Annotated in this window: 8 protein-coding genes and 1 pseudogene; 3 read left to right on the forward strand and 6 right to left on the reverse strand. The window is 75.6% G+C overall.

Annotated features, from left to right (window positions below):
• Nucleotides 1-518: 518 nt before the first annotated feature.
• The 5 genes and pseudogenes from AAHZ94_RS18415 to AAHZ94_RS18435 all read right to left on the reverse strand — a co-directional run.
• Nucleotides 519-1433 (reverse strand): annotated as a pseudogene (locus tag AAHZ94_RS18415) (DUF6895 family protein); the annotation flags it as partial.
• Nucleotides 1430-2389, reverse strand: a complete 960-nt coding sequence (locus AAHZ94_RS18420) for a hypothetical protein (RefSeq protein WP_349994053.1) — start codon at nucleotides 2387-2389, stop codon at nucleotides 1430-1432. The pseudogene AAHZ94_RS18415 and the gene AAHZ94_RS18420, both read right to left, overlap by 4 nt.
• On the reverse strand, nucleotides 2386-2562 hold the full coding sequence (locus AAHZ94_RS18425; RefSeq protein WP_349994054.1) for a hypothetical protein: 177 nt from the start codon (nucleotides 2560-2562) through the stop codon (nucleotides 2386-2388). Before AAHZ94_RS18425 ends, AAHZ94_RS18420 begins: the two co-directional genes overlap by 4 nt.
• Nucleotides 2563-2963: 401 nt before the next feature.
• On the reverse strand, nucleotides 2964-4310 hold the full coding sequence (locus tag AAHZ94_RS18430) for a M64 family metallopeptidase (RefSeq protein WP_349994055.1): 1347 nt from the start codon (nucleotides 4308-4310) through the stop codon (nucleotides 2964-2966).
• Between the two features lie 120 nt (nucleotides 4311-4430).
• Complete coding sequence (locus AAHZ94_RS18435; RefSeq protein ID WP_349994056.1) at nucleotides 4431-5756, reverse strand: alpha/beta fold hydrolase; 1326 nt, start codon at nucleotides 5754-5756, stop codon at nucleotides 4431-4433.
• Between the two features lie 363 nt (nucleotides 5757-6119).
• On the opposite strand from AAHZ94_RS18435, the gene AAHZ94_RS18440 reads away from it, so the two are divergent.
• Complete coding sequence (locus tag AAHZ94_RS18440) at nucleotides 6120-7649, forward strand: helix-turn-helix domain-containing protein (protein WP_349994057.1); 1530 nt, start codon at nucleotides 6120-6122, stop codon at nucleotides 7647-7649.
• A gap of 304 nt (nucleotides 7650-7953) precedes the next feature.
• Here AAHZ94_RS18440 and AAHZ94_RS18445 read toward each other — a convergent pair whose 3' ends face one another.
• Nucleotides 7954-8328: an STAS domain-containing protein gene (locus AAHZ94_RS18445; RefSeq protein ID WP_349994058.1), complete on the reverse strand. Its 375-nt coding sequence runs from the start codon at nucleotides 8326-8328 to the stop codon at nucleotides 7954-7956.
• Nucleotides 8329-8806: 478 nt separating this feature from the next.
• Here AAHZ94_RS18445 and AAHZ94_RS18450 point away from each other — a divergent pair, with 478 nt between their 5' ends.
• Both AAHZ94_RS18450 and AAHZ94_RS18455 read left to right on the forward strand, forming a co-directional pair.
• Nucleotides 8807-9415 carry an RNA polymerase sigma factor gene (locus AAHZ94_RS18450; RefSeq protein WP_349994059.1) on the forward strand — a complete coding sequence of 203 codons (609 nt, stop codon included), beginning with the start codon at nucleotides 8807-8809 and terminating at the stop codon, nucleotides 9413-9415.
• Entirely contained in the window at nucleotides 9412-11052 is a 1641-nt protein-coding gene (locus tag AAHZ94_RS18455; protein WP_502964709.1) for an immediate early protein, read from the forward strand. The genes AAHZ94_RS18450 and AAHZ94_RS18455 overlap by 4 nt, the downstream gene beginning before the upstream one ends.
• Nucleotides 11053-11324 lie beyond the last annotated feature (272 nt).

Genomic DNA, 11324 nt, shown 5'->3' on the forward strand with positions numbered 1-11324 from the left:
GGGTCGGGGGGGCGGGCGGGCCGGGGGTTCCGTCACCTTCGCCGCTTCCGTCGTCTCCGCCGCGGGCCGCACGGGCGCGCCTGACACCGCGGCAGGCGGGTCGGCCGCCGCGCCGGCCCGTACGCCGGCCGCCCGCACGGCGGCTGACGCCGTGCCAGCAGGTCCGGTCGTAGCAGCAGAACCGGCGGCACCGGTCGTAGCAGCCGCAGCAGAAGGGCCAGCCGCACTAGGAGGACCAGCAGAACCAGCGGCACCAGCCGCCGCCCCGGCCCCGCCGGACGCACCGGCCGCGTTCCGTCTGCCCCGCGGCGCGCCACCGGCGCCCCGGGGTGCGCCAGCGGCCTTGCCCCGGGGTGCGCCCGTGCTCGTACCCGTACCCGTACCAGCGGCCTTGCGCCGCGCCGCACCCGCGCCCGTGCCCGCGGCCTTGCCCCGCGCCGTACCCGTCCCCGTGTCCGCACCCGCGGCCTTGCGCCGCTTCCCGCCGCCGGTCCCCGGCCGCTGCCCGGCGCGGAGCCGCCGCCCAGGGTGCGGGAGACGGCGAGGGTGCCGGCGACGGCCGCCACCACCGCGGTGTGCTGGTGGTCCTGGAAGCGTTCGTCGGGGTCGTCGGAGACCGGGTCGCCGTCCCGCGGCAACAGGCCGTCCGCGTGCTGCACCCGGGCCAGCAGCTCCCAGTCGGCCGCGTCGCAGTACGGGCGGTCCAGGCAGCAGCCGACGATCATCAACTCGGCCACCAGGTCCCACTGTTCGATCTCGGCCCAGATGTCGATCCACACCGGGAGCCAGGTGGCGACGTACTCGGTCAGCTCCGGCGAAAGACCGGCCGGGTTGCCGCCCCAGTCGGTCAGGTGGAAGACCGTGTGGGTCAGCGAGTAGCCGGTCATCCAGTCGATCAGCCAGGGCTCGGGGGTGCCGCCGAGCCAGGTGGCGCGGGTGAGCGTGTCCCAGTCGTAGGCGTGCCTGCCCTGGTCGAGGCCGACGATGCGGGCGGCGTTGGCCACCGCGAGCTTGCGGTTGGGCTGCTGTTCCAGACCGCGTACGGTGCGCAGCCCGGTGGTGTGGGTCAGCAGCCGCTCCAGCGGCCGGTGCCGGTAGCCGACCCGGGTGAAGTGGGCGTACGTCTCCAGCGGGTCGCTCATCATCGGGTAGCGCAGCAGCCGTTCGTAGAGCATGTCGCCCTCGCGGAACTGCCGCCAGCAGTAGTCGAGCAGTTCGCGCGCGATGCGCAGTTCGGCGGTGCCCGCGGCGGCCTCGCGCAGCACGAGCGTGCCGGCCAGCGCCGTCTCGCCGAGCGGCTTGTACACGCTGTCCGGGTCGCCGAGGTCGGCGGTGGTGCCCTCGGGCAGCGCCCCGCGCTCGTGGTGGGTGTGCAGCCAGGCCAGCGCCTTGGAGCTGACCTGGTGTGCGGTCTGGGTGACGGACGCCGTCATGCGGGGAGCTCCAGTGCGAGCAGTCGGCGGGCGATGGCCAGATCGAGCGCGAGCCGGGGCCCGCCGCCGCCCAGCAGCTCCACGTGTTCGATCAGCGGGGGCAGTTCGATGGGCAGCGGTACGCCCTCGGCGCCGAGCAGCGCCAGCCAGCGCAGGATGTGGACGGCCGTGGGGTGGTCGCGCCGTAGCAGGGCACGGCTCGCGCCCCGGGCCAGGGCCAGCGGCGCGGCGCGGGCCGCCCGGTGCACGGCGCTGTCGAGTCCGGGCAGCGCCAGCGGCGAGAGCTGCCCCATCCGGACCGACCAGCGCTGCCAGTCGAGCCCGGCGGCCTCGGCGGCCGTGGCGGGGGCGTCGGCCGGGTAGGCGGCGCCGTGCGAGCCGGCCGCGTGCAGCCGGTCCGCGGTGTACGAACCCTCGGGCACCCGGAGCGCGTCGCGGGCGCCGGCCGTGCCGTACGCGGCGCGCAGCCGCGCGTCGGCCAACAGCGGCGCGCCCTGCGGTTCGGGCGCGCGCACCGTACCGCCGGGGGCGTCGATGATCTCGGCGACACCGCTGGCGTCGGTCCGCACGGTGGGCGGCAGGGCGTCCCCGCCGACCTCGGCGAACCGGCCGAGCACGGCGGCCATCGCCCAGTCGCGCCAGGCCACGACCCAGGGTTCGGCGGGCCCGTCCGGCGGCGGCGTCGGCGGGTTGACGGGGGGCGGGAAGACGGTGAAGGCCATGGCGACGGCCTCGGCGTCCTGCGGATGGAAGACGCTGTCGCCCAGCAGGTACGGGGCGAAGACGTCCGCTCCTACGACGCGCAGCGCGGCCAGTGCGGCCTTGGGATCTTCCGCGCGCTCGACGTGCTCGGCGACCAGCGCCGTGCCCCCGGCGCCCCGAAGGGCACCGAGGACACGGTGTGCCAGGTCGGCCGCCGATTCGGCATAGGCCGTCTGCGACCGATCAGGGGTCACTTGTCCTTGGGCTCCTTCGGCGAAAGAAGCGCAAGAAGCAGCAGGACGCCTGCTGCCTGCGGGGTGTACATCGGCGCATCGCTGAGCGGGGCCTCGGGCTCCGTCATCAGGTGGCCGATGGCTGCCGCATCGGTGGGAGTGGCGAGAAGGGACGTGGTGTGCTGAGCAAGCATTGATTGCCTCCTCAAATAGGCGTAGTCATCGCTGTCGATGACTCCTCACGACGCCCAAATTACACCCCTTTAGTCCGATTTGCTCCCTAGCTGATCCGACGCGCCGGCATATGACCCCGACCTGCGCAATCGGCCTAGTCGCAAGCCATACGAGACGGATGCACCGTCAATTACTGAGCCCTAAAGAGAACGTTGTAAGAAAAAGGAGCGGGCCGGCCGCGGCGGCGGTCCAGTCGGCTGCGGCGGGGCCGGGGGTGCGGAGCGGGCGGCCCGGGGTGCAGGTGGGCCGCCACTCCCCAACCCGCCCCGGGTTCCCCGGGCGAGCCACCGGCCACCGCCCCTCACGCACCCAACTCACCTGATGCACAAGACAGTTGGCCGGTAAGGCCAGGCCCGTACGATCAGCCGCGCACCCACCACGACCTGCTGTCCGTCAGCAGCGCGCGCACCTCGGGGTCGCGGACCGCGTCCGTGGTGTCGGTGGCGCGGGCCGTGATCTGGTGCCAGCGGCCCGGGCGGGCGCCGAGCGAGGCGGGCGTGACGGCCTGCTTGCCGCGCGCGGAGCGCACCTCACGCCCGTCCACGTACCAACGCACCGCGGCCGACGCCGGCACCTGGACGCGCACCCGCTGGCCCCGGGTCAGCGGCCGGTCGGTGGGCACCGTGCTGGCCACCACGGAGGCGTGCCGGTAGAAGCCGGCGATCATCGCCTCGCGCCCCGGCAGGTTGAACTCGCGCCCCAGGGTCCGCATGATCGAGTTCTCGGTGGGGCGGTTCAGCCCGCGCGCGAAGTAGCCGCCGCCCTCGTACGCGCCGACCGTGCCGCCGTCCGGGGACTGCTGGCCGAGCCAGCGGTGCCACTTGGTGCGCTGCGCCGCCATCGCGGACGCGCTCAGCGTGCTGCTGTTGGGCTCGCCGGGCTCGGGGCCGGTGTAGGTGCTGTCCTCGTCGTAGAAGTACTCGTCGGCGAGCTTGCCGAGCGAGTGGCCCGTCTCGTGCACCGCGATCTGCCCCGAGCGCGGGTCGTCGGACGAGACGGTGGCTATGCCGTCGTAACCGGGCCCCGAGACCACGTCGTTGTAGCCGGCGCCGCCGTACTTGGTGGAGTTGCTGACCACGATGACCAGGTCCGCCGCCGGCGCCTTCGCCGCGTACGCCTCCACCTTGTCGGTGTCCACGCACAGCAGCCGTTCCATGTCGCTGCACCAGAAGTACGAGCTCAGCGCGGTGTCCTTGACCACCGACTTGACCGGGTCGCCGGAGACGCCGGACTCGCGGGAGACCGCGTCCACCGCCCACACGTTGAACAGCCCGCGGTAGGCGTCGTACGGCGCGACGGAGGAGATCTGCTGCCACTTCGCGCGCGCCGCGGTGTGGAAGTCCTCCTGCTGGGCCGCGGTGTAGCCGTCTCCGATGACGACGACGTCGAGCTTGTCCGCGGTGGAACCGCTCTCCACGATCGGGGTGACGTCGCCGTCCGCGGCCCGCGCCGCGGGGGCCAGCGGGGCAGCGGCCCGGGCGATGCGCGCGGGCGTGGCCGCCGGCACCTGCACGTGCCGGCCGTGGCTGCCCGGCCCGCTGAAGTACTCGACCCGGTGGGCCCGCCCGTCCCCGCTGGACCCGCCAGCCCCACTGGCCCCCTTGGCCGCGGCGGCCCCGCCGGCCGCACTCGCCGTGCCGGCCAACAGCGCCACCGCACTCACCCCGGCGACCAGCGCGGCGGTACGAACCCGGACTCGTCTGGACATACGCAACTCCCCCAGAGCAGTAAGCAACTCGTTAAGTGAAATTAAGTTGCCGCTCAACGTAGGGGCGCGGCGGGCGCCAGGCAATGGGTCGGGCGGGAGTTCGTACGCCCCCTCCTGCGGCTACGCCTCCCCGCGGGCCAGTCGCAGCAGGCGGTCCAGGACCGCGCTGCCGCCCGCGCGCACGCCGTCGTGCTCGTACTCGTTGGTGACCCAGGTGCGCAGGCCGCGGATGGCGGCGGCGGTGCGCAGCGCGTGCTCGGTGTCCACGAACAGGTCGTCGTGGTAGACGGCCGCGGCCACCGGCACGGTGTTGCGGGCCAGTTGCTCCACGTCGTACAGCGGGCCCCAGCCGGTGCGGGCGGCCAGCAGGTGCGCCGTCTCGCGCAGCGGGCGCAGCCCGGGCTGCACGTCGAGCATCCACGGGTGCACGCTCTCGCCGGTGAACAGCACCGGGTCGCCGGCCGCGAGCGCGCCCACCGCGTCGAAGCCGGGGAACTCGGCCCGCACCCGGTGCGCCGACCAGTCGGTGGCGCGGCCGTCCTGCGCGTAGATGGCCTCGTGCAGCAGCGTGTAGAGCGGGCTGGTGGTGCGGCTGAGCACCGCGGCCACCTGTTCGCCGAAGCGGTCGCTCAGCCGCGGCCCGTCCACGGTCTCCGCGAACGCGTCCTCCAGCAGGTAGTGCAGCCGGTGCGAGCCGTCGCCGCTGCCGAGCAGGATGCCGAGCTGCTGGAACGCCTCGGGGGTGAGCACGGTGCCGTCCGGCAGCACCTCCTCGTGGTCGGCGAGGTGGCGCACGATGCGGGCCGCGGCCACCGCGTCGCCCGGGTAGCGCGCGTAGTGGGCCAGCGACTTGTGCGCCATCCGCGGGTAGGCGGCCCGGTAGACGGCGTCCGCGTCCGCGGCGAGGTCAGGCAGCCCGCCGGTGATCAGCGCGGTCGCGATCCCCTCCGGCGCGTACGAGAGGTAGCTGACCGTGCAGAAGCCGCCGAAGCTCTGGCCGAGCACGGTCCACGGGGCGCCGCCGGTGAGCCGGGCGCGGATGGCCTCGCAGTCGCGGACGATGGCGTCGGCCCGGAAGTGGGCGAGGTAGTCGGCCTGTTCGGCGGGGGTGCCGCGGAGCGGCAGGGTCTGCCGGGTCGCGGGCGTGGAGCGGCCGGTGCCGCGCTGGTCGAGCAGGAGCACCCGGAACTCCTGCACGGCCCGGCCGAGCCAGCCGCCGGTGCCCACCGGCCGGTCGGCGGGGAAGCCCGGGCCGCCCTGGAGGAACAGCAGCCAGGGCAGCTCGTCGCGGGCGGCGAAGCGGGCGGCCGCGACCACTTCGCGGGCGTAGACCTGGAGGTGTTCGCCGTCCGGTGCAGCATGGTCGAGCGGGAGGTCGAAGAGGTGATCGGTGAGGACCAGCCCCGGCTGGCGTACGGTCACATGGGGGGCGATCACGTTCGACATCGTTCCATCCTCACGTAAAAGAATTTGAGTAAGTGAATTTAACTCCTCGATCAAACTACCTGCGGGAGACGAGGCACGGTGGCTGACAAGAGCGCCCGGGCGGCGGGGGACGCGACCCCTCGCCGCGGCACGGGTACGGGGCGCGCCCGCACATCCGGGGACGGCGCCGGCCGGGGGCGCGGGGCCCCCGCCACGCCCCCCGCGCGCGGGGCGGAGCAACCCGCCGCGGCGGACGTGCCCGACGTGCCTCGCGCGCGGGCGGGCGCGGGGCGGGCCTCCGCAGCCCCAGCCCCGGCCAAGACCCCTCCCCGAGCCACGTCCGGCGCCACGCCCGGGCGGCCGGGCCGGCGCCCCCTCGAACCGATGGGCGCCGAGGACGACCCGACCGCCCCGCGCGCCATCGGGCGCCGGGTGCTGCGGCTGCGCACCGCCCACGGCTTCACCCAGCGCCAACTGGCCGAGCCCGCCTACACCGCCGCCTACGTCTCCACGCTGGAGGCCGGCCGGGTGCGGCCGTCGGAGGCCGCGCTGCGGCACCTCGCCGAGCGGCTGGGGGTCAGCCCCGAAGAGCTCGCCACCGGCCGCTCCCCGCAGGCGGCGACCGAGGTGCGGCTCGGCCTGACCGACGCCCGCCGCACCCTGGCCACCGGCGGGGCCGACGACGCGGCCGGCGCCTTCACCGCCCTGCTCGACCAGGCCGGCGAACTCGGCCTGCCGGCCGAACGCGCCACGGCCCTGATCGGGCTCGGCGACTGCGCCCTGGAGAGCGGCGAACTCGGCACCGCCAGGGAACGGTACGAGGCGGCCGAGCACCTCCTCGCGGACGAGCCGCTGCCGCGCCGGGTGCCGGCCATCCGCGGCCGGGCCACCGCCCACCTGCTCGCCGGCGAGCTGCGGTACGCCTGCTACCTGCTGGAGAGCGCGCTGGACGAGCTCAACGCGTCGGGGCTGCACGACCCCGGTGCGCTGCTTCTGCTGTACACCGCCTCCATCGCCCCGTACATGGACATGGGCGCGCACGCCAGGGCCGCCCAGGCCGCCGAAATGGCGCTGGCGCTGGCGCCGCGGGTCGCCGATCCGGTGCTCGTCGCCGGGATGCACCGGGGCGTGGCCCGCACGCTCATCGCCGCCGGCCGGATCGCCGAGGCGGACGCCGCCCTCGCCAAGGCCCAGGACCTCTACCAGCAGTTGCAGATCCACACCGACCTGGCGCACTGCCACTGGATGCGCGGCTACGTGCACGCCCAGGACGGCGACCTGGCCCGCGCCGAAGACGAACTCCGCATCGCCCGCACCATGCTGGAGTCCAAGCGGGCCGCGCTCTTCACCGGCCAGGTCGAGGTGGAACTCGCCGACGTGCTCCGCCGCCGCGGCAAGTCCACCGAAGCCGAATCCCTGCTCCACCCCCTCCTCACCCCCACCCCACCGACCGCCCCCGCGCGCGAGGGCTCGGCACGCGAAGCCCCGGTACGGGAGGACACCGCACGCGACGACTCCGCACGGGACGACTCCGTACGGGGGGATTCCGCAGCGGACGGGCGCGGGGACGCGGGCGGGCGCGGGGGCGGCGCCTCCGTGGGGACGGCCGGTGGTGGGCTGAGCGCCGAGCGGGGTGCGGTGCACGCCGGTGGGGCGCACCGGCTGCTCGGGCTGATCGCGGAGGAGCGCGGCGACACCGAGGCCGCGGAGGAGCACTACTGCGCCGCGCTCTCGCTCTTCGAGCGCACCGGCGCGGCCGGCGACCTCGCCGACCTGTGTCGGCTGCTCGGGGACCTGCTGCGCCGCACCGGCCGGGTGGAAGCGGCCCTGGACGCCTACCGCACCGGCCTGGGCCACCGGGCCGCCCCCGGCACCACCACCCTGGGCCCGGCCCCGGCCGGCCCCCCGGTCTGAGCCGGGGCGGCGGGGGCAGCGAGGAGATCGGTGGCAGGGCCGGCGACGGGGCCCGGTGAGGGGCCGGGCGAGCCGGCAACGGAGTACGAGGACGGGCGGGGCCGCGGCGTGGGGCCGGCCGGTGCGACCGGGCAGCGGGCCCGGGCGGCGAGTCCAAGCGCCAGGCCCGGTCGGCGGACCGGGCAGCGCGCCGGGCGGCGGGCCCGGGCGCCCCGTTCGAGCGCCAAGCCGGGTCAGCGCGGCCAGTCGGCGGAGCCGGGCAGCGGGACCGGGAGCCAGGCCCGGCAGCGAGCCCGGCCCGGGCTCAGGCGGAGAGGGGTTCGGCGGCCTCGTCGATCGCCGTGGGGAGGTCGGGGTAGACCTCGAAGAGCCGCCGCACGCCCAGGGCGGCCAGCACCCGGTTGACGTGGGAGCCGTCCACGGCGCCCTCGGCGGGCAGTATCAGACGCAGCCGCCCCGAACACGACCGCATCAGCCGGCGGGCCGCAATGAGCACGCCCACCCCGCTGGAGTCGCAGAACCGCACCTCGCCCAGGTCGAGCACCAGACTCCGGCGCCCCTCGGCCACCGCGTCGTGCACGTGCTGACGGACCGCGGGCGAGGTCACCAGGTCCATCTCGCCGGAGACCCGGAGCACCGCCCACCCCTCCTGTTCGACTTCCCACACCTTCAACGTCACGCGCCCGAAGCCCCTTCCTCGTCCGCCCGTCGGAAATCCGCAAACCGGAATTGACTGCTCCTGGAGCGGCTGCCCCTGCGCCACGCCACGAAACCCCGGAGCACCAGCCGAACCATCCGGCTCCGTCGACCCTATGCCCCGCTACGGCACATCAGCCCCAAAAATCCGGTCACACCGCGATAACACATCGACACAACCGCACGTCAACGGCGGGTGTCGAGCCCAGCGGCACGTGCCGTGCCGGCCGCCCCGGGGCCGTACCCACCGGGTCGGCCGTACCGGCAACACGGGCCCGTACGAGGGGCATCGACCGCACGAACCGCGCCGGTCGTACGGACAGTGCCGATCGCCATACCATCCGCAACCACCCGGTAGGCGGACGTTGCCGCAAAGCCGCCTCGCTCTCATCGCTGCGGACTACATTCGGGGAGACGTCGGCGTACGACCGGGGACAGGCATCGGGAACGCAGGGGGCCACATGACGCAGGAGGCACCGCCTCGCTGGGATCGCAAGATGCAGCAGCGCCTCGCCCGCGGGGAGGCCGCCGCACTCGGCGAGCTCTACGACCGCTTCGCGTCCCTGGTGCACCACCTCGCGTACCGCGTCCTCGGTGAGCAGGAGGCGGCCGACCGGATCACCCGCGACGTGTTCGCGCACGTCTGGGAGAACCCGGACGCCTTCGACCCCAAGCAGAGTTCCCTGCGGTCCTGGATCGCCACGCTCACCCACCGGCAGGCCGTGTACCGGCTGCGCCAGGCCAAGACCAACGCGGCGGCCGAGGCCGCGGGCACCGGTGGCGCGGTCGGCGCTGACCCGCAGAGCGCCGAGAACGTCGAGACCTCGATCCGCAACGCGTCCGCCGCCGCCCGCGCGGACTACATCGTGACCGCCATGCCGGCCCCGCTGCGCGCCGCGCTCGAACTCGCCTACCGGGAGCGGCAGGACTACCGGCAGGCCGCCGCCGCGCTCGGGGTCACCGAGGACGAGGCCAGACGGCGCCTGCGGCTCGGCCTGCAACTGCTCTCCACCGCCAACGACGTCGCCCCGCAGGCCGTCTCGCCGCCCGGATACGGACCGGGTCGGTGAGCGGGCCTGGCGAGCCGGGCCGCATCAGCCCGGACGACGACGGCGAACCCGGCCCCACCGGGCGCCCCCGCATACCCGCGCCGCGCGCGCCGGCCGAGGACGGCGGGCACTGGCCCGGCCGTCCCGCCGGGCGCCGCGAGGCACCCGACCGCACCCAGCCTTCCGGCACACCGCCACGGGCCGCCGGAGCTAAGGCCACCCCACGACCGACGGAGCCCACGGCGGATGCACTTACCCCGACGAGACCAGCGCCAGCCACCCCACCCGCGGCAGCCGAACCCCCCACGGCAGCCCCGGACACAGCGGGCCCTGACCCAACCGGCTCAGGCACAACGGGCCCGGCAAGAGACGCCGCAGCACAGGGCGACGCCGCGGAAGGCGATCCCGTGAGCCGGGACGCCGGCCACGGCGAGGCGCCCGGATCGCCCGCCGCCCCGGACGCCCTCTCCCACCAGGTACTGAAGTCGCTGCTCGGCGCCTGGGCGCTGGCCGCCTGTTCGGCCGATGAGATCGCGGCCGTCGACCAGCACCTGGACCAGTGCACCCCGTGCTCCGACGAGGCGGATCGGCTGCGCCGCGCGGTCGGGCTGCTGCACACCGAGGAGAACCTGGACCTCGATCCGCGGCTCCGCTCCCGGGTGCTCGCCGGCTGTCTCGGCCGCCGCCCGGCGCGCATTCCGGTGCCCGAGTGGGCGGCGCCGTACGACGCGGAGACCGCCCGGCTCGACGCGCTGATCGGCGACATGGGCGAGGCGGAGTGGCGGGCGCAGGTCCCGCTGCGCTGGAACGACGGGGCGCGGGCCCAGGAGCGGGACACCACCGTCGCCGGCGTCATCGGCCATCTACTGGCCGTCGACGGGATCGTGGCCGGCGCCATCGGACTGCCCGACCCGCTCGGCCCGGGCGCGCCGACCTCGCCGCTGGCCCGTACCGAGGCGTACTGGCGCGACGCGCCCGCCCACCTCGCCCGGCTGACCCGGCGCGGCACCCGGCCCGCCGGCATCCTGCCGCGGCCCGCCAACCGGCCGGCCAGACCCGATCCCGCGCGGCCGGCGGAGCCTCGGCCCGGCGCGGTCCGCGAGCCGTGGCGCCGGCAGGGGCACGCACTGGTGCGGACCGTGTCGTTCGCCACCCGCGGCGCCAGCCAGCTCTCGGTGCCCTACGGCGAGTTCGCGCTGCCGCTGCGCGATTCGTTCCTGGACCGCGCCTTCGAGTGCTGGGTGCACGCCGGCGACATCGCGGAAGCGGTGGACTATCCGTACGACCCGCCGGCCGCGGCCCATCTGCACCTGATGATCGACCTGTGCGCGCGGCTGCTGCCCCGGGCGCTCGCCGAACGCCGGCAGTGCGGGCTCGCCAGCCCGCCGCGCCATCTCGACCGGCCCGGGACGCCGAGTCGCTCCCTGCACCTGGAGATCGAGGGGCACGGCGGCGGCCACTGGTACATCGCGCTCGACTCGCCCACCGCGACGCCGGCCGTCGAGGAGCAGGTGGCCCACATCGCGCTGGACCGGGAGGAGTTCTGCCAGTTGGTCGCGGGCCACGTGCCGCCGCTGGACGCGGCTGCCGGCCAGGTCGGCGACCCGGAGGCGATCCGCGACGGGCTGCGCACCGCCGCCACGCTCTCCCGCCTGTAGCCGCCCGGGGCGCGGGACGACGGGGCGAGGGCGGGAGCGGCGGAGGCGGGTGGGCCCAGCGGCCGGGCCACGCCCCGCCAGCCGGGTTGCCGCCGCGCGCCCGCCGGCCGGGCGGCTGCCGTACGCGCACCGGGCGCGGACCCGTCGGCCGAGTGGCTGCCGTACGTCCCGCCGGGCGGGTTCCCGCCGCCGGGGGGGGGGGGGGGGGGGGGCCCCCGCGGGGCGGGGGGGGCCCCGGGGGGGGGGGGGGGGGGGGGGGCGCGCGGGGGGGG

The organism is Streptomyces sp. HSW2009, from assembly GCF_040240285.1.
Classification (GTDB): domain Bacteria; phylum Actinomycetota; class Actinomycetes; order Streptomycetales; family Streptomycetaceae; genus Streptomyces.

What these genes read in the sequence shown, in the direction of transcription:
- AAHZ94_RS18450 (WP_349994059.1), top strand. Translation starts at nt 8,807, where the DNA reads ATGACGCAGGAGGCACCGCCTCGCTGGGATCGCAAGATGCAGCAGCGC.
- AAHZ94_RS18430 (WP_349994055.1), bottom strand. Translation starts at nt 4,310, where the DNA reads ATGTCCAGACGAGTCCGGGTTCGTACCGCCGCGCTGGTCGCCGGGGTG.
- AAHZ94_RS18435 (WP_349994056.1), bottom strand. Translation starts at nt 5,756, where the DNA reads ATGTCGAACGTGATCGCCCCCCATGTGACCGTACGCCAGCCGGGGCTG.
- AAHZ94_RS18425 (WP_349994054.1), bottom strand. Translation starts at nt 2,562, where the DNA reads ATGCTTGCTCAGCACACCACGTCCCTTCTCGCCACTCCCACCGATGCG.
- AAHZ94_RS18440 (WP_349994057.1), top strand. Translation starts at nt 6,120, where the DNA reads ATGGGCGCCGAGGACGACCCGACCGCCCCGCGCGCCATCGGGCGCCGG.